This window comes from Acidaminobacter sp. JC074 (assembly GCF_022496765.1).
GTDB lineage: Bacteria > Bacillota > Clostridia > Peptostreptococcales > Acidaminobacteraceae > JABXKX01.
In genome coordinates this window covers 129028-148826 of sequence record NZ_VANV01000008.1, presented here as the reverse complement: position 1 = coordinate 148826, position 19799 = coordinate 129028, and the positions used below count along the sequence as shown (strand labels likewise).

15 protein-coding genes are annotated in these 19799 nt (G+C 35.5%); 2 read left to right on the top strand and 13 right to left on the bottom strand.

Features of this window, described 5'->3' with window-relative positions:
• Positions 1–412: 412 nt before the first annotated feature.
• The 7 genes from EZV73_RS10080 to EZV73_RS10050 all read right to left on the bottom strand — a co-directional run bounded on the left by EZV73_RS10080 (position 413) and on the right by EZV73_RS10050 (position 8320).
• On the bottom strand, positions 413–664 hold the full coding sequence (locus EZV73_RS10080) for a hypothetical protein (RefSeq protein WP_240840176.1): 252 nt from the start codon (positions 662–664) through the stop codon (positions 413–415).
• 226 nt (positions 665–890) lie between these two features.
• On the bottom strand, positions 891–1877 hold the full coding sequence (locus tag EZV73_RS10075) for an oligopeptide/dipeptide ABC transporter ATP-binding protein (protein ID WP_240840175.1): 987 nt from the start codon (positions 1875–1877) through the stop codon (positions 891–893).
• Positions 1870–2874, bottom strand: coding sequence for an ABC transporter ATP-binding protein (locus tag EZV73_RS10070; RefSeq protein WP_240840174.1), 1005 nt, complete (start codon positions 2872–2874; stop codon positions 1870–1872). Before EZV73_RS10070 ends, EZV73_RS10075 begins: the two co-directional genes overlap by 8 nt.
• 10 nt (positions 2875–2884) lie before the next feature.
• Positions 2885–3784 carry an ABC transporter permease gene (locus EZV73_RS10065; RefSeq protein ID WP_240840173.1) on the bottom strand — a complete coding sequence of 300 codons (900 nt, stop codon included), beginning with the start codon at positions 3782–3784 and terminating at the stop codon, positions 2885–2887.
• Between the two features lie 11 nt (positions 3785–3795).
• Positions 3796–4722: an ABC transporter permease gene (locus EZV73_RS10060; RefSeq protein ID WP_240840172.1), complete on the bottom strand. Its 927-nt coding sequence runs from the start codon at positions 4720–4722 to the stop codon at positions 3796–3798.
• Between the two features lie 212 nt (positions 4723–4934).
• On the bottom strand, positions 4935–6518 hold the full coding sequence (locus EZV73_RS10055) for an ABC transporter substrate-binding protein (RefSeq protein ID WP_240840170.1): 1584 nt from the start codon (positions 6516–6518) through the stop codon (positions 4935–4937).
• 602 nt (positions 6519–7120) lie between these two features.
• A complete protein-coding gene (locus EZV73_RS10050) occupies positions 7121–8320 on the bottom strand; it encodes a M20 family metallopeptidase (protein ID WP_240840169.1) in 1200 nt (399 codons plus the stop codon).
• Between the two features lie 305 nt (positions 8321–8625).
• Between EZV73_RS10050 and EZV73_RS10045 the strand changes: the two genes are divergently transcribed.
• Together EZV73_RS10045 and EZV73_RS10040 are read left to right on the top strand one after the other, a co-directional pair.
• A complete protein-coding gene (locus tag EZV73_RS10045; protein WP_240840168.1) occupies positions 8626–9294 on the top strand; it encodes a response regulator transcription factor in 669 nt (222 codons plus the stop codon).
• Entirely contained in the window at positions 9291–11030 is a 1740-nt protein-coding gene (locus EZV73_RS10040) for a HAMP domain-containing sensor histidine kinase (RefSeq protein WP_240840167.1), read from the top strand. The genes EZV73_RS10045 and EZV73_RS10040 overlap by 4 nt, the downstream gene beginning before the upstream one ends.
• A gap of 47 nt (positions 11031–11077) precedes the next feature.
• On the opposite strand, the gene EZV73_RS10035 is transcribed toward EZV73_RS10040, so the two are convergent.
• From EZV73_RS10035 to EZV73_RS10010, 6 genes are all read right to left on the bottom strand, one after another.
• Positions 11078–13261 (bottom strand): PASTA domain-containing protein, encoded by a 2184-nt coding sequence (locus tag EZV73_RS10035; RefSeq protein WP_240840166.1) that lies wholly within the window; start codon positions 13259–13261, stop codon positions 11078–11080.
• Between the two features lies 1 nt (position 13262).
• Entirely contained in the window at positions 13263–13949 is a 687-nt protein-coding gene (locus EZV73_RS10030; protein ID WP_240840165.1) for an ABC transporter ATP-binding protein, read from the bottom strand.
• Between the two features lie 8 nt (positions 13950–13957).
• Entirely contained in the window at positions 13958–15298 is a 1341-nt protein-coding gene (locus EZV73_RS10025; protein WP_240840164.1) for an ABC transporter permease, read from the bottom strand.
• 238 nt (positions 15299–15536) lie between these two features.
• Entirely contained in the window at positions 15537–15719 is a 183-nt protein-coding gene (locus tag EZV73_RS10020; RefSeq protein ID WP_240840163.1) for a hypothetical protein, read from the bottom strand.
• Positions 15720–15898: 179 nt separating this feature from the next.
• A complete protein-coding gene (locus EZV73_RS10015) occupies positions 15899–17137 on the bottom strand; it encodes a hypothetical protein (RefSeq protein ID WP_240840162.1) in 1239 nt (412 codons plus the stop codon).
• A gap of 699 nt (positions 17138–17836) precedes the next feature.
• Positions 17837–19324, bottom strand: coding sequence for a methyl-accepting chemotaxis protein (locus EZV73_RS10010; protein WP_240840161.1), 1488 nt, complete (start codon positions 19322–19324; stop codon positions 17837–17839).
• Positions 19325–19799 lie beyond the last annotated feature (475 nt).

Below are 19799 nucleotides of genomic sequence, written 5' to 3'. Positions count from 1 at the left end.
ATCCTCTAGAATTTAGCTCTTTATCACTTCTCATGATGATTTCCATTTCATCATTGAATAGTCAAAATCAAAGAATATTATTCTTTTAAACATATGTAAATAAAATAATTAACATCTAGAATCTAACTCAGAGATATACTACCATAAAAATTAAGTATAAGCTTCAGTCTAATTGTATATATTGCATTTTGAATCTCTCCAATATCACTCGTCATCTTGAAACATATGATCTTAATATAACATTTCACTGTTTAGCAACATGTTTTTAACCTAGACACTGGTGCTCATTTTATAATACATAGCAGTGTGAACGATTCCTAAATGACAGTTTCTATCTAAATGTTGAAAACAGGATAAATCTGGTATATAATAAAAGCAAGAAAAGCCGTATTAAACGACTTTCCTTGTGGTGTTACTCATCTTGCTTGTTAGGGTCGGATGAGTTTTTTCTGTTTTTGTAGGTTTCTACTTCAACAGAATCACCATCAAACTTAACTTTAGATTCAAAGCCAAGTCTTGCTAAAATAACAATCATAACTGAAACGATAAGTAATGCTGCTAGTATATTAGCTTTAAGCATTGATAAAACGATTAACAACAAAGCAAAAATACATAGCATTATTATCATTTCAAGACTGATTCTAGCATGTTTTTTCCCATTCATGATCCTTCCTTTCAGTTCACCATGTTTAGGCCTTAGAGAACTTAACTATTTAAGGTCCCAGTTGACCTAACATGGCAATAAAAAGACCACTTAGCAATTAAATAACACCATTTGCTATAGCATGTATATATAATACATAATTTTACATTATATGTCAATTATCATTTCTCTATCCTGCATGTAAAATAAAACAGCGCAGAAGTTAAATAACTTCTACGCCGTTTGTTTATGCTTCTTGTGCTTTTTTTGCCTTAGCAGCTTCTACCACTTCTAGGAAACATGATACATAGTGTCCTTCAGTGATTTCTACTAGCTCAGGTTCAGTTGTATGACATTTTTCTGATGCATATTCACATCTGTTTGCAAATCTACAAACCTTTTTAGGTTCGATTGGCGATGTGATTTCACCTTTTAAGATAACACGTTCTGATTTATAGTGTATATCTGGTACAGGAATAGCAGAAAGTAAAGCTGTTGTATATGGATGCATCGGATTAGCAAATAGCTCTTCTGATGGCGCTCTTTCAACAATCTTACCTAAGTACATAACTGCAATCTCATCTGAGAAGTGGTTGACTACAGATAAATCATGTGTGATAAACAAGTATGTTAAACCTAACTCTTTTTGAAGCTTTTTCATCAAGTTAAGAATCTGTGCCTGAATAGATACATCCAGTGCTGATACTGGCTCGTCACATACAATAAACTTTGGATTAAGTGCTAGTGCTCTAGCAACACCGATACGCTGTCTTCTACCACCATCAAGTTCATGAGGATATGTATTAACAAGACGCTCAGCCAAGCCTACGATTTCCATAATTTCAAGAACCTTTTCCATCATTTCAGCTTTCGTCTTGTAAAGCTTGTGAATGATCATAGGCTCCATAATAGTCTGACTGACGGTCTTTCTAGGATTAAGTGAAGAGAATGGATCCTGGAAGATGATCTGTAAGTTTTCTCTTTTCTTTTCCATCTCCTTTTTAGAAAGATCTGCTATATCTTCACCTTCAAAAAGAACTTGTCCATCTGTTGGTTCTAATAATCTTAAAATGGTACGACCAGTTGTCGATTTACCACATCCAGACTCACCAACAAGACCTAATGTTTTACCTCTTTGAATCTCAAAATCAATATTGTCAACGGCATGTAACATACCGTGAGGTGTTTTAAAATATTTTTTTAAACCTTTTACTTCAATGATTGGCTTATCCACGATTTATAACCCCTCCTTTTTTAATGTCGTTATTCGTATAAAGATGACATTCAACAAAGTGCTCGTCATTTCTAAATACTTTTGGAGGATGTTCCTTTGAACATATATCCATTGCATAATCACATCTAGGATGGAATGGACATCCAGATGGTAGGTCTGTAGGATCAGGCATCAAACCTTTGATCGGCTTTAACTCAGCTGTTCTGTTTTGTAGATTAGGCAGTGAGTTAAATAATCCTTCAGTGTATGGATGTCTTGTAAAGTCAAAGACATCTTCTAAGTTACCATGCTCTATAACACGACCAGAATAAATAACCGATACCTTGTCACATACTTCAGCTACAACGCCTAAGTCATGTGTGATCATCATCATAGATGTACCGTACTTTTCTTTAAGTTCCTTCATAAGCTCAAGTACTTGGGCTTGAATGGTTACATCAAGAGCAGTAGTCGGCTCATCTGCTAATAAAAGCTTAGGTCTACATGCAAGCGCCATGGCGATAACAACTCTCTGCTTCATACCACCTGAGAACTGGTGAGGATATTCCTTACCCCTTCTTGGTGGTAGACCAACCATTGTTAACATCTCATGTGTTTTTGCGATGGCATCTTTGTAATCACCTGGTTGGTGATATCTGATAACCTCTGCTATCTGGTCTTCAATGGTCATTACCGGGTTTAAAGAAGTCATCGGATCCTGGAAGATCATCGATACTTCGCCACCTCTGATTTTTTCCATGTCTCTGTCTTTAAGACCCCTGATAGATTGACCATCTAACTTGATCTCACCACCAACAATAACCCCAGGTGGTGATTGAATAAGGTCTAAAACTGAAAGTGCCGTTGTTGTTTTACCAGCACCCGTCTCTCCAACAAGACCATGTGTCTGACCTTTTTCTATAACTAAATCCAAACCGTTTACAGCGTTTACCACACCGTCATCAGTTCGGTATTCAACTTTTAAATCTTCTATACTTAAAATTAAATCCTTTTCCATGTGTCCTCCCTTACTTCAGTCTTGGATCTAGTGCGTCTCTTAGACCATCACCTAGTAGATTCAATGACAAGATTGTTATCATGATTGCAAGACCTGGGAATAGCGTCATATAAGCATACTCTCTCATATAGGTTCTAGCAGATGATAACATAGCGCCCCACTCTGGTTGTGGTGCTGATACACCAAGACCTAAGAATGAAAGACCTGCAATTGTTAAGATAATCGTTGCAACAGTTAAAGTCGTCTGAACGATGACTGGTGCTAAAGAATTAGGGATAACATGTTGAGTTATGATTCTCCAGTTGTTGGCACCAATGGCCTTAGCCGCTTCAATAAACTCTACGTCTCTAACTACCATTACAGAAGAACGAAGGATTCTTGCAAATCTAGGTACTGAAGATATAGATAAGGCAATAACAAGGTTAATGGTTGATGTACCAAGAGCCGCTACAATTGTAATGGCAAATAAGGTACCTGGAATGGCTAAGAAAATATCCATCAGTCTCATGATGATATTGTCTATACGACCACCAAAGTAACCTGCGATTGCACCAAATGTACCACCTACCACTAAGGCAAAGGCTACTGTAACAAAACCAATTGATAAAGATGTTCTTGAACCGTAAACGATTCTAGCGAAGATATCTCTACCTAACTCATCTGTACCAAACCAGTGCTCAGCAGATGGCGATTGAAGTCTCTCTTGAATATTTTGATTGATGATTTCTGTTTCATAATCATAAATAAAACCAGATAATATCGACATCAAAATGATGGCTGAAATAATGACAAAACCTACTACTGCACCTTTATTTTTTCTAAGCCTACCCCATATTTCTTTTGAGGGTCCCTGCTTCTTATATTTCTTTTTAAGATCTACACCTTTTACAGTGTTTTTATTATCACTCATTGATAGCCTCCTTATGAATACTGGTTTCTAATTCTAGGGTCAACGAATGCATAAATAATATCTACGATTAAGTTTACAATTGAGAACATGATCGTAAATACGATAATACATCCTAATACCATAGGGATATCTCTACCTTGAATAGACTGAATCATTAATCTACCAATGCCTGGAAGACCAAAAACTGTCTCTGTCAGTACAGAACCACCTAATAATGAACCGATTTGAAGACCAGCAACTGTGATTGTCGGTATCAAAGCATTTCTAAGTGCATGTTTTCTAATAATTGTATTATAAGGCACACCCTTAGATCTAGCTGTTCTTATGTAATCTTGACGGATTACCTCAAGCATAGATGAACGTGTAACTCTTGCGATAGCCGCCATAGATAAGAATCCCAATGTAAAACCAGGTAGTACGAATGACTTTAAACTTGCAGCACCCGATACCGGGAACCAACCTAATCTTAATGAGAAGAATAATAAGAACATAAGTCCTAGCCAGAATACCGGTATAGATACACCTAATAAGGCTACAAACATGGTTAAACTATCGATTAATGTATTTTGCTTAACAGCAGCTAAAATTCCTAATGGAATTGAGAAGACTACTGCAATTGTAATTGCTATGATTGCCAATCTTACTGTCGTTGGCAGTCTAGATGCAATCTCTTCACCAACACCTACCTTAGTCTTGTAAGAAGTCCCCATATCTCCTTTTAACAAGTTAAAGAAGTAATTTTTATACTGAATCAAAACATGATCATTTAATCCTAGTTCTTCTCTTAATTCTTCAATAGCTTCAGGACTTGCTTGTTCTCCGAGAATTGACTTAGCAGGATCACCAGGTGCCATATTCATTATCATGAAAACTATAAAAGTAACCCCGATAATAACGGGAATAAGCGATATAAAACGTCTAATTATGTATTTCCACATAAATCCTCCTAATTTTCCAACATTGCTGTTGTTTTTACAGTTAAATAACAACTTCTCTTAGTATAAAATATAGATGATAAACATTTATATCTCATGATCGAGAACTCACTCTAATGTCTATAAGAAACTTATAACACATGATGTCACTCAACTATCTCAAAAAAGCTATTTCACCAATAAGAATTGATGAAATAGCATTTACTGTAATTCTATTACTCTTTCCAACTCCACTCTGTAACTCTGAATGAACCACCTGCAGTTATAAAAGTATTTTCTAAGTTTGCTTTATGAGCAGATACTCTGTAACTTTGGTATAAAGGCATTTGGTAAGCTTCAGCATTTAAGATTTTAGATGCTTTTTCTAAGATAGCTCTACGAGCTTCTTGATCTACAGTCTTAGAAGCTTCTTCGATTAAAGCGTCAAGCTCATCGTTAGCAGTTCTAGTCTTGTTAGAAGCATTGATGTTCTCTGAGTGATATACACCCTTTAAGAATGAAACCATATCATTAGTTGTGTAACCACCGATGAAGCCTGTGAAGTTACCAGCTGCTGTTTCAGATAAGTAAGTTGCTAAGTCCATTGTAGCTAAAGTCGTTTCAATACCGATTTCTTTTAAGTTAGCTTGAATAACTTCTGCAGCTCTTCTCTTAGTATCATTTGAACAGATGATCTCAAGTGTGATTGTAGAAGGATCTCCACCCCACTCAGCCATATAAGCTTTAGCAGCTTCTAAATCGTAGTTATCAAAACCTTCAGCTGAGAAACCTAATAAACCTTCTGGTGTTTGACCAGTAGCAGCGATACCAGCATCGTTAAGTGCAACTGTGATAACGTCAGCTCTGTTGATAGCAGATGAAATAGCTTTTCTTACATTTACATTATCAAATGGTACCACTTCGTTGTTAACTGTTAACCAAGAGTGAGAAACAGATGGGATTTCCATTACTGCTACGTTCTCGTTAGCTTTAAGACTTGCTAAAGAAGTTGAATCTAATTCGATGATATAATCGATTTCGCCAGACTCTAATGCGATTGTTCTAGAAGCGCCCTCAGGGATGATCTTCCATACGATGTTCTTGATAGATGGTGCTCTATCTTTGTCAAAGTAATCAGCGAATGCTTCAAAAGTGATTTGCTCACCTCTAGTCCACTCTACAAATTTGTAAGGACCAGAACCGATTGGGTTAGCGTTGAAATCATTACCTGATTCGATTAATTCAGAAGGTCTGATGTAGTTACCATGGTGACATAAGTCATATAGTAAAGCTGAAGAAGCGCCATCAGTAAAGATCTTGAAAGTTAAATCATCAACCTTCTCAACGTTAACTACTGAATTAGTGTAAGTACGAACTTCTGGCTTCTCTTTAACATCAAATAATGTAGCAACTACGTCATCAGATGTCATATCAGTACCATCATGGAACTTGATACCTTCATGTAAAGTCATTACCCAAATTGAGTCTTCGCCATTTTCGTCTTTTTCAACTACATAGCTTTCTACTAAATCTGGAATAGGGTTTAAATCATTATCTAAACGGAATAAACCATTGTAAGTTAATTGATTTACATAGTCACCAGCAACTGCGTTGTGACCAGCTGCAGATAAAGATGGTGTTTCGTCAGCTGTTGCGATTACAACTGTATCTTTATCGATTGCAGGACCAGCTTTAACATTGTCTGTTGCAGCTGCAGTATCTCCACCTGTATTACCGCTATCATCAGAACCTGAACATCCCATGAATGCTAATGATAGAGACAAGATTAATACCACTAGTAATAATACTTTCTTTTTCATAATCCACCTCATTTTAATTTTTTTTGCGTGCCCCTTTAATTATATGAACCTATAGTTTTGAATCTTTAGACTAATTAGTAAATAAGTAAATATAATTAAGTTGAATCTTAGTAAATAAACACATTTAAGACTCTTTTTTTTATTTTATGCAATATTACAAGCCTACTTAATATTGTTATCTAGAATCATACTCAATATATAATTTTTCGATATGTGAAAATTCTAAATATTCAGATTAATAGTAGTTATTTCTTATACCTACCCCCGAGTTCACCTCCCTTGATGGTATCAACCGATTCATCAGCTAAGAAACTACTTGATTCAAGACTATTAATTTTAGACTTAAATATATTTTACATCACAAACTTTTCGATTACAAGATTACTGGAACATTTTCATAAATATTGTAGCACCTATTAAAAAATTTGATATATCTTCTCAAAGCGAGTGATTGCAATCTATCTACACCCATGCAGTATACTTTATTTTTATACAACTTGGGGAAAGAAGGCTCCGTCCACTGATTAAGGATGGACGGAAGATATGTCAGGTAAATGACATAAATGAAGAACCTTCTTTAGGCTATAGCTGTTCTTGATTACCTATTGGCTTAGATAATCAAATGCAACTAGAGACATCAGTTTGGTAGCAAAAACAATGTTTTTGCTGTCTACATAAAAGTTTGGCTTATGAAGTTCTGCACCTTCACCTAAACCCACCCATAATAAAGTAGACGGAGCGACTTGCGAATAATAACCAAAGTCTTCACTTCTTAGATCAAACTGGTCACCTGTTTGAATCATAGCATCCACTTGATCTGAAGATAGGTTATCATATAATAAGTCTTTATTTAATTTTATCTTATCAACAATGAAGTCCGTTAAGTCCTCATCATTGTATACAGCGTCGTAGCCATAAATCCTCTTAAAGTCACAGGTCCCTTCATACATTTCAGCTGTAGACTTGCAGATCTTTTCTATTCTTTCAGCCAGTCTGTCCCTAGAAGACTGGGTCTTATTTCTCATCATCATATCTATGCTTACCTGACTAGGGATAATATTAGGTGCTGTGCCACCATTTATCTTACCGATGTTCAGTGCAGATACATCTAAAGGATTTAGATTACTCGTTACCACATTCTTGAGTGATGAGATGGCTGATATGGCCATTTCAATGGCATCAATCCCTTTTTCAGGTGTGGAAGAATGTGCTGCTTGACCATTAAAGCTTACTAGAAACCTATCTGAATAAGAAGTAAGATACTTAGAACCAGCTGTGATATGTCCAAGCTTTTCATCAGATACATGAAGGGCAAAACAGGCATCAGGTACTTGGTCCATGAGACCTGCCTTGATCATTTTACCACCACCGCCACCGGCTTCTTCAGCGGGTTGAAAAACAAGCTTTATTCTTCCCCGCCACTGGTCTTTCATTTCATTTAAGACATGACCGACGCCTAAGAGATTGGCAGTGTGTATGTCATGACCACAGGCGTGCATGACATTGTCAACCTTTGATTTGTACTTACATGATGTTTCTTCTTGTATAGGAAGCGCGTCCATATCTGCACGAAGGAGTAACAGTTTACCTGGCCTTCCAGAATCAATTTCTGCTACAATGCCATTTTCAACTGTAGAGTTTTCATACTTGATACCCAGCCTGGTCAGCTCTTTTCTCACCAGTTCACTGGTCTTATACTCTTTAAAAGACAATTCAGGATGTTCATGAATCAATTCTCTGATTGCTATGATATGTTCTTGATTGCTTTTGATTATTCCATCCATTATTTCTTTGTTACTCATCTTAACTCCTAACAGCAAACATTTATAGATACACTTGTTTAAAACAAATAAGACATACTTTCTATGTATGTAATAGGCAGAATTTTCTGACTTAAAGTTATTTTATATCATAAGTTCATCCTTTTCAATGAATAATTGACTTTTTTCAGAATTAAGTCATTTATACACCCTTGTAGATTTTATATAAAGAAATCCTTATGTGACCATTATCTAAATCTAAAGTCATTAACTCTACACACAAATATCACTTATTTCACATGTTTTACACATGATTGGGATATAATACTTATGAAAGGATAAATAACATGAAAAACATATTGATTATAGAAGATGATAAACGTATGAACGAAATCATCACAGATTATTTTGATACCCAAGGTTACAAGGTCTTCACCGCCTTTGATGGCCATGAAGGTCTTGAACTCTTTTCTAAAGAATCCATTGACCTGGTGATCTTAGATATTATGATGCCAAAGCTTGACGGCTGGTCTGTTTGTAGAAAAATCAGACAGACCTCAGATGCCTTCATCTTGATACTCAGTGCCAGATCTGATGAAGATGACAAACTCATGGGTTATGAGTTGGGTGCAGACGAGTACATTACAAAACCCTTTAGCCCTAAGGTTTTAGTGGCAAGGGTCAATGCTATTTTTAAACGTATGACCAATACACAAACACAGGTCATTAAAAAGGGACCCATCACCGTTGATCTGGATGCTTATAAGGTCACTGTGGACGGAAAAGAAATCGCCCTTCGAGCAAAGGAGTTCGACCTCTTTGTAAAACTGATAGCAAATGAAAGCAAGGTCTTTTCAAGAGAAGCCTTAATCAGCACCATCTGGGGTTATGATTACTTTGGTGATGGTCGTATCATCGATACCAACATCAAGACACTAAGAAAGAAAATAAGTCCCTATGCAAGTTATATCCAAACAGTCATCAATGTGGGTTATAAATTCGAGGTGAAAAAATGAAAGCTTCTTTAACTATAAAAATGTTCGTACTCATCTTTGTATCCATTGTTCTGCTCTTCTCTTGTATCGGCATCTTTCAATACGTCTACTATCAGAGCTTCTATGAATCAAGCAAGATAGAAGAAACAGCCAATAACTTAGAAAAGTATGTTTCTGATTATATCAAAGAGGACTGGAGTCTTGAAGAACAAGTGATTCAACTAAAGAAGTTCAATCTTCATAACTCTGCTTATCTAGATGTTATGAAGCTGTCTGAATCTCAACTTATTTCGGAAGCGAGTATAGAAGAGTTAGAACCGTTGTTTCAAGGAAAAGTGGTTGTATCTGCTATAAACTCAGAAAATACCTACTTTGATTTTATGCTAGAAGAAGAAATACTAGAACAGATTATGAATGATCCAGACAAGACAGAAAAGCAAGGCATCTATATTTCAGGTAATGTCGACAGCTCCATGACCATTTATCCGACTTCCATCAATGCCATAGAAATCAATTCAAGTTCACCACCAGAAGATTCTGATAGCTACGCAGACACATTAGAACTTGTCGAGATATACAAGCCAGCAAGCCAGACAATAGCCTTGAATGGCCAACCCTATTATCTTGGGACAAGTCCTGAGTTCAAACAAGGAAAAATTGGTGAAATCACTTACACGATTACAAACATGCCAAACACGTCTGTAAGACAAGTAAACTTCTTCTATCCAAAGACAATCAAAGATGAAACACATATGTTTCTGGCAACCATTTCATTACAGTCTGTTGAAGAGTCCATGGCCATTTATCAGAAGTTTCTTCCCCTTTTGTTTGTGACAACAATTGTTTTAGCAGCATTGATTTCCTTTATTTACTCTAAACAGGTCTCTAAACCTATTGTAGAAATCACCCATGTTGCCAACAACATGTCTCACTTAAACTTTGATCAATCATTACCTGAAGACAGACAAGACGAGCTTGGCATCTTATCCAAATCAATCAACACCTTGTCTAATTCTTTAAACCAGTCTTTGCAAGACTTGACTGAAGCGCATGAAAAGCTAAAAGAAGATTATGAGAATGAGATCAAACAAGAGAAGATCAGACGTGATTTTGTGGCTAATGTGTCTCATGAAATCAAAACACCTCTTGGCATCATCAAGTCCTATGCCGAAGGTGTTAAAGATGTTGTAAAAAAAGAAAAACAGGATTACTATATCGACGTCATGGTAGATGAAATTGAACGCATGAACCAAATGCTCAATGAACTTCTAGAACTTTCCAAGCTGGATTCTGGTTATGCTGTATATAATATTAGACCATTTGATGTAAAAGCTACACTAGAGTCACTTATTAAACATTACGATTACATGCTTGTAGATAAACATATGACCATAGAAGTCATAGGTGATTTCATAACCATCGATGCTGATCCCGAGAAAATGTATCAAGTCTATAACAACCTGATCAGCAATGCTATTAAATACGGTATAGAAAATACAAAAATTGTGATACAAGGTCAAGTAAAGGAGACGTTCATGCTTACTTTTAAAAACAAGTGTCAACCTCTTACAAAAGACCAGAACGAAAGCATTTGGCTTAGGTTCTATAAAGTAGACGAATCCCACCAAAGAGATATTGAAGGTAATGGCTTAGGCCTTTCTATCGTCAAGTCAATCATTGAAGGACATGACTACAAGATTAAAAGCATCGTAGATGATACTTCAATATCATTTACCATCGACATGCCTTTAAATTAAATCTTATAATCATAAAAAGTACTTCCAAGCTCGGAAGTACTTTTTTATTATAGGCCTGTATAAACGGTAATTGTAATTGAAGAACCGGTATCTATATGACCACTTGTCACAGATTGCATGGCAATGGTATCTTTGACACCTCCAGCCTGTGCTACATAACTTACCTTGATGCCAGCTTCTTTGTCATTGACTTCTGACAGCCATCTTTCAAAGTCAGCTTTTGACTTACCAATGAAGTTTTCAACAGGTACAGGACCTAAGGATTTTTTGACGATTAGGATTTCTCCATCCGTCACAGTCTTTTTTAGACCTTCTCCAAAGATATACCCCTCTTTAACTGAACTCATGTAGACTTCGATTATCTTATAGGTGATGTCATTATCGTGACACCATTTAACAAAATCTGACTCACTCATACTTTCAAAAGTTGATGTTTCACTAGTTTTATCTATTTTTGATGTACAAACATAGAAAATAAGTTTTCCATCCAAATCAATCTCCTGATTCTTAGGTGTATGGTTGGTAATCTGTCCTTTTGCATAAGTGGTGGACTTAGAAGCCTTAAAGTCTACTGTGATATTGGCACCCTTTTCATTGACGGACTTTACCCAGTCTTCTACACTTTCTTTTGTATCACCAATATGATTGCCTACCTGAACTTTGCCTAAAGAGTGATAAACAACAATTGCTTCGTTTTCTGGTAAGTAGATGTTTTTATAGTTTTGATTAAATAGTTTGTTTCTTTCAACACTTGAGCTGTAGACATCGATGACCCTTAGTTTATAACCTTTAGACTCAGCCCAAAACTCAGCTTCTTCCTTGGTCATATTTGTTAAATCAATGACTTTTGTTCCCTTGTTAACAGATACATCTAATGTGATTCTTGTATCCTTATCAACAATGTCACCAGACTTATAATCTTGTTTTAAAATGATGTCCTTGTTCTGGTGAACATTGACAACAGGATTAAAGAGGACTCTTAAACCAAGATCCTCAGCCAAAGCTTCAGCCTTAAGTTTTGACATGCCTTTAAAGTCTGGTATTTGTATCTGACCACTTGAAACCAAGACAGTTACCACATCATTTTCATGGACCACTGAACCTGGTGCATGGCTTTGTGAAATGACCAAATCTTCTTTTTCAGTAGAATAGGCAAGCTTAAAGACCACCTTTATCTTATGTACAGACATGATTTCAGATGCCTGTGATTTTGTCATACCTACTAAATCAGGTATAGGGTTGGTTAAAGATCTCTTGGATACATGTAAGGTGATGATATCATCTTTTCCAGCTAAGTCATTCGGATTTACATCTTGATACAAGATTCGATCTTCTTGACCGCTAGAAGGAACAGACTTGATAAATAATCTTAAGTCATAGAGCTTGGCAAGCTCACTTGCCTCACTACTTGTTAAGTTCATAAAATCAGGTACTGGTATGGCCTGCCCCTTTGAGATGACAAGTGTTACTTTATCTGTCCTGTTGATCTTATTGTCCTTTGGTATGTCTTGAGAGATGACACTGTCCTTTTCTACATAGTCACTGTAATCTTCTTTTATATCTAGTTCAATCTTATTATCAAGCGCCCACTTAAGGACCTCACGTTTGGTCTTACCATAAAGGTCTGGCATAGTTAGGGTATCTGTAAGTGCTTCTACCCCCTTTGAGACAACAACTTTTACCCTGTTCTTTCTAACAAATGACGATTTGTCACCATCAATAAATTCAAGACTGATGACAGTCCCCTTGTCCATGCTTGCACTATGTTCATAAGAAATATTTATACCTGACAGCTTATTGTCTTTGATCCATCTTTGGATTTCTTCTAGGTTCATAGATTTCACATTTGGAAAGTCAAGGGGCTCATCTGGATTAGGACCTTTGGAGAAAGTCACTTCCACAGATGAGTTCTTTCTTACTTTAGTCCCGGCTTCTTTACTTTGTTCTATAACGCCATCTAGGTCGATATCCTTATCATACAATTGTTTACCTATTAAGGTTATCTTATTCTTTTTAGCCCACGACCCAACTTCAGAAAGTTGCCAGCTTGTCATGTCTGGCACCTCAACCCTGTTAAAGATCGTAAATGCTAATAGAAGGACTAAGCATAAGAAAAGAGTAAGACCTATGTAAATAGGCTTTTTACTCTTAGTAGCTACAAATACTTCCTCTTCAAAAGACTCTGGCTTCCCATGATTTAACTCTTCAAAAAAACTTTTTTCTTTTACCATCTTATTCCCACCTGACCTCTTCTAACAGACCATTCTTAAGTCTTAATGAAACATCACTGTTGTAGGCAACATCATCTGAATGCGTCACCAAGATAATGGTCTTATTATAGTCTTTTACAAGCTTTCTAAACAAGGCGATGACCTCTTTAGAAGTTGCAGTATCCAAAGCACCTGTCGGTTCATCACCTAAAATTAAAGGAACATCTTTAGATAAAGCTCTGGCGACAGCAACTCTTTGCTGCTCTCCACCAGATAATTTGTTGACATTTCTATCTGCCTTTGATTTGACAATACCCATGGTATTTAAAATCTTATAAGCCAGTTCCTTCTTGTTACCAGGTATCTTTTTATCGACAATCATCATATTGGACTCAACGTTTTCAACACCTGTTAAATAATCCGTTAAGTTGTACTTCTGAAAAATAATGGCCATCTTGTTTCTTCTGAACTTGGTATGACCTATTTTTCTAATGTCTTCACCTTCAAACAAGACCTGACCTTGTTCTGGATGATCAAGGGCGCTTGCTAAGGCTAATAAGGTGGTTTTACCAGATCCCGATGGACCCAGTATGGTGTAAAACTTACCTCTTTCAAAGCTATAGCTCAGCTTATTTAAAATGTTTCTCTTTTTACCACCATCAACATAACCATATGAGATGTCTTTTAGTTCAAATATGATATCTTTCATGTCCCCTCCTAATCCTGCAAAGCCTGTCTCGGGTTATAACTCAGTATGACCACTAGAGGTATTAAGGATGCAATAATAACAATACCAATACTTATGATAAAGAGATTTCTCATGACATCAAAAGTGATGGCAACACTAAAATCATCTGCTACATTTTCCATACTTACTTTTCCATTTACATCATTGATGCTGTCACCAAATACGATGGTGTTGCCGGAAGCCCTCTCACCTTCTACCAAGTGATTTTCTACAATCCATTCACTGACCATCTGCGAGCTTTGAAAAGATAGCAGTACTGAACAGGCAAATGCTATAAGTGCTACCATTATGATTTCCAATACGAACTGGCCGATGATCTTAAGTCTGGCTTCACCACTTGCAAGTAAGAGACCAACTTCAAACTTTCTATCTCGAACAAATATGGTAATCAAAGAAACGATAATTGCAGCACCTGCTATAAAGATGACCCATATTAGAATAGATGCAATCATTGACATCAAATCAAGTGGTCTTGTTAAAGTTTCATATTCCAAGTTGCCTGCATCTAAGACAGTATACTTAGATGGTAAGTGAACACTTTGGTCGGCCATAAAACCATCCACTTGTAAAGGATCTTTTAACCTGAAGTAAATACTAGAAATGGATTTGTATCCATCCATACTTAAAGCATTCGAAGAGACATACATGTCATTACCTGTCATCTTAGAGTCCTTGACCTTATAAATGCCTACAACAACAAAATCCAGTTCTTTGTTCTTGGTATAAGACCTAAAGGTCATTTCATCATTGATAGCCAGTTGGTTTTTCTTAGCAAACTCCTCTGAAATAACAATCGAGTTATCTTTTGCACTTTCATCTGATGCATCAATGTTACGCCCCTCTATGATCTCAAGCTTGTTTGTATCAAACTCAATGGGTACACCACCCTCTGTTGCCTTAAAGTTAAAAGTAGCTGCACCGCCACTTGCGGCACTTAAAGTGAACATGCCACCACCAGACTCTCCTTCAACACTTTCATATTTGCTGCTTTCCATAAAATCAGTGTAGTTGATATAAGTCGCTTCAACTCTACTGTCACTCCCCATAGTCTCAGCTGTAGATTTTGAAAGTTGCAACTGACTAAACTCATCTTGTGGCAAATTATCGCCATAAGCTTTCATAAAGTCTGATTTGTATTCTACGACCGCCCCCATCTCCAGTCTGACAAATTCTTTAGACTTACTGATGGAATTTTGAATGATGACTCCAGTAAAGACCATTGAAAAAACAACGAATAATATCACCAGTATCATTAGAGCCTTTGTTGGTTTCCTAAGCAAACTTAAGAAACTATGTATTATAATTCTCATGTGACCTCCTTCTTTCAAAGCAAGTCTATCTCTCTCAAGTGAAATCCATGTGAAATGGAGGTGTTTCATAAATGAAAGCTTAACTCAAAATATCATTTGCACTAAAAAAGACCATCACAGCAAGCGATGGTCCAATTAGTTTATTATAAAGATACATTTTCAGACAAAGTACATGTGTTCATCATCTTTCTTTCTGTCCTATTTGTACTCTTTTGTAGATGGTCTTAAGCTTATAGGATTACCACTCCTCACGTCCTACCGGTTCACCCCAATCTATTTGTGAAGGTTTGTAGTTTCCATTATAACCTTCAAATAAAGTTTCTATTGTCATCACATCCTCTGCTTTTTCGACAATAAGCTTGCATCCAACAACTTCAAGCTTCAACTTTTGATCCAAATCGTCGATGCCCAAGGCCTTCATCAGTTCTTTTGAAATCCTGATACCATGGTCATTACTCCATTTTTTATACTGGAAATCATAATATCATCCTTGCAGATTCATGCTAGCTTTCAGCCCTAAAACAAAAGTCATCCTATAACTTGAACTTGGATGACTTCTACTTATTGATATTCATTTTGTAACCTTAGTATATAAACCAATTACTCAGCCAACCTATACTTTTTAGAAGGTCTGCCGACTTTATTCTTGCCAACTTCCACACTGAGCTCTAATACCCCTTGTTCTTCAAGGATGATCAGTATTCTATTGCCACTTCTTCTGGCTATGTTCAAATAGTCGCATACCTCTTCCGTTGAAAGGAGTTTTCGTTTTTCATAAAGAGATAAGATTCTTAAATAGTTAAAGGTCTTTACCCCTATGCTTCTTGCATAGTCATAAGATGACTCTATATCATATTCATTAATCTTCAAGCACTTGTCATCATTAACAGGACCGTATATATGTCTATCTTCAGTTAGTAAGAATGCTGTGTTAGCATTGTAAGTTCTGCTGTATTTGATTGAATTTTTTGCATTGTATTCACTGCCTTGTTCCGTAGACCCTATACCAATGCCAACTTTTACACCATCAAGTTTTAAAATACCATTGAGCTTACTCACATGGACCAAGTCGTTGTGAATAACAACTTCATTAGGCATGAGTCTAAAGATTAATTTGTTCTTATGTTTTCTCACAAACTCTTTTTCAAGAAGTTTACTCGAAACAATTTGGTCTAGTACCTCATCACTAGCTTCAACTGCGACTGTACAGAAGTCACTCATGTGCTCGTTATGTTGATTAACATCGCTAATCAATCTATTATAACTTGATAAGACAACATCTTCAGAAACCAAGGTGTTAGAAAAATGAACGATGCCTAAATCGTCTAATTTTTCTGATATCTTAGCAGCAGTTATTACAGCAAGCTTTATCTCACCTGCTTCATATTTTTTCTTTATGTCTTGATAAATAAATTCGCTTTTGTATCTGTCCAAAGAATCAAACTCATATGTCTGAACAGAATCAATAAAGTCTTTAGGAAAGAGCTCGTACAATTCAGGAGAATAGGTTTTTAAGAAGTGTAAATGATCAAAGTACATCTCATTTAAACCAATTGATTTGTGTTTAAGGATAATAGTAAAAATACTCATGATGAAATTAAAGAAATCAGAATCAATCATATCATAAGGTACACTGAGTCTTTCATCAAACTCTTCGTATACTTTAAGTCCAATCAATCCACAGAATAAGATACCTTCAATATTCTCATTATCTACAAGTCCTCTGATTTCACTTGTATCTACATAATCTAAATACTCAATATCATAATTCTTTTTAGAATAGCCCAGCATGTTTTTTACAATTTCGTTAGTTGATTTAGATCCTATAACTGCTATCATTGCTTATTATATATCGAAAAAATCTCGATATATGCTCCTTTCTATGAACCACTTTATTACTAATAACTACGGGCTTTACATGATATGAAAGCAGTTGCTGGAAAGTAAGTTAGAGTTCATTACTGTCATATCATCATGTATATTATCCAAATATTTTTTACAGCCTTAGTAATATCATACCATAAAAGTAATCTTATAAAACAGTAAAAATACAACATATACCATTTTTATACAAGTTACACATAAGCTTATATATGAGTAAATGGTTAAAAATAACTTCAAATTAGTGCAAAATTATATCACGTTTTAGGCTCTAAAATTAAGTTTCCATAGGTATAGTATAACGAAAGGGTTAAGAAGAATGCGATGAGTGTCATATTGAGTATAAATCTAATATCTGATGTCAACAATGCTTTCATATGATAAATACTAAAACCCTAAACCCTTGAATAATATGAACATTTACGTAGAACAACTGTGATTGATTTCTACAGCTAACTTCAAGAAACCCCAGTTATTCAAAATCGAATACTGGGGTAGTTGTTGATATTTAAACAGTTAAAAGCGTATGCTTAATACTAGATCAATTAACGTTCATCTTAGTGCGTACCAACTTGAAGTAATTCAATGGCATCGTTTTATTCTAAACACAATTCTATCTTTACAATAACCTTTGAGCCATAACCTAATAGATTAGAGTTATATATACTGCTCTAAATCACTAATAATAGTATTTAAGGCTTCACCTTTACTTACAATCTCAGCTACGACCCTTGTTTGATCATTGACTTGTATCAAAGATTCGTTAACTGTTTGTGATGTTTGCTTCGATGATGTCATTGCATGTTCTACTTGCCCAACAAATGCAATCGAAAGAAGTTCAGCATCCTTAGCTTGGAGCGATGCTTGTTTTGAACTTTCAGCTGCTTTAGAAGCACCTACCTTTAATGAAGTAAAGATATCAACTACTTCATCTGTTATTTCTGAACTTTGTTCAATGTTTTTACTAATCACATGAATTTGACCAGATAGTTCATCTGCCTTACCGGTAATTTGTCCAAGGATTTCAGAAATCTGCACTGTAGAAGACTTGGACTCTTCAGCCAGTTTTCCGACTTCTTGTGCCACTACAGCAAAACCCTTACCATGTTCTCCAGCTCTTGCTGCTTCAATTGCAGCATTTAATGCTAGAAGATTGATTTGCTCACTGATCTGATTGACAGATTCTAATACTTGGCTTACATGATTAGCATAGTCAACAAACTCAGCTATAGATGTAACTGCTTCACTTGTTTTAGCTGTTACAGTTGTCATATCAGCAGACAGCTGTCCTACTTTCTGTGTAGCCTCACTAGTGACTTGTTCCGTGCTTTGAGTGAACTCAGAGACAAAAGCATTTTCCTCAACAACCTTTTGAATTTCTCCTAATTGACTATGTACATCTGAAGTGATTTTAATTAAAGTATTTTCTTGTACTCTTGTAAACTCATCTATTCTACCAAAGTTGTTACTTACCATGTCTGTGATTGATTCTGTTTCTTTTATATTGGTGTATAGATTTTTTTCAATGTCAGTTAAAGAAGAAACTGATTCTTTTATTACATCTAATATTTTTTTAGTATTGTTTGCTACTTCTTCCTTCTCAATCTTCCCTTCTAATGCAGATTGTTGCATTTTAAATGAAGCATTGGCATTAATTATAGTAATGTAAGTGATGATACCTAAGGTAAATATAACGTTGATAAATCCTGTCATATCTGTAAAGGCACCAAACATATCTGCGCCATTACCAGAAAAGTAACCATATGATACTGATCCTAAGCACAATAGTGATGTAGCCAAAATCACTTTGTAATCCTGATAAAGTGCAATAACTGATATGGCAACATAAACAGTTATCAATCCATTCGTATCCTTAAATATAACAACAAATATAAGATTGATAATGGACAGCATAACAACCATAATATATTTGATATTATATAACCAGATCTTCTTTACATGTAGAAATGTAACTAGGAATGTTGATACTACTAGTGTTGGTATAACAGTTCTAAATACTGTTGCCTTATCATTGATGATAAAGATTGTAAATAGAATCTGTAGAATTGTTACGACCCACATGACAATCACCATGATTCTATTGATTCGTGAGAGTCTTTTTTCATTGTCTAAGTTTATCTTCATAATTTCCCCCTAATGTGGATATTATACCATGTTTGTGTTGATTAAAAACACAAACTCAACTTAATAGTTTTATGAATAAACTACATACAAGAAGGAATAATTTTTCAAATTTTATTAGTCAAACTTATAATGCGGACGACACCATCTACTCTATTGGCAATCCATTCTATAAAAAATAAGCTACTTGTCATATATAGATTTTCTGATAAAAAAATAGTATTTGCAACTTGAGTTTTTAACACGAATCACTTTCATAGTATTGGTAAAAATAGGAACTCGTTTCGAAATATTGATAAAAGTAAGATATAATAAAAGCAAGAGAAGCCGTTTATATAAACGACCTCCCTCAGGTGTTACTCATCTTTCCAGCTAGAGGGATGAGTTTTTCTGTTTTTGTATGTTTCAACATCAACAGAATCACCATGTAGCTTGACTTTTGAAATAAAGCAGGGTAATGCAGGAAAAAGAATCATGA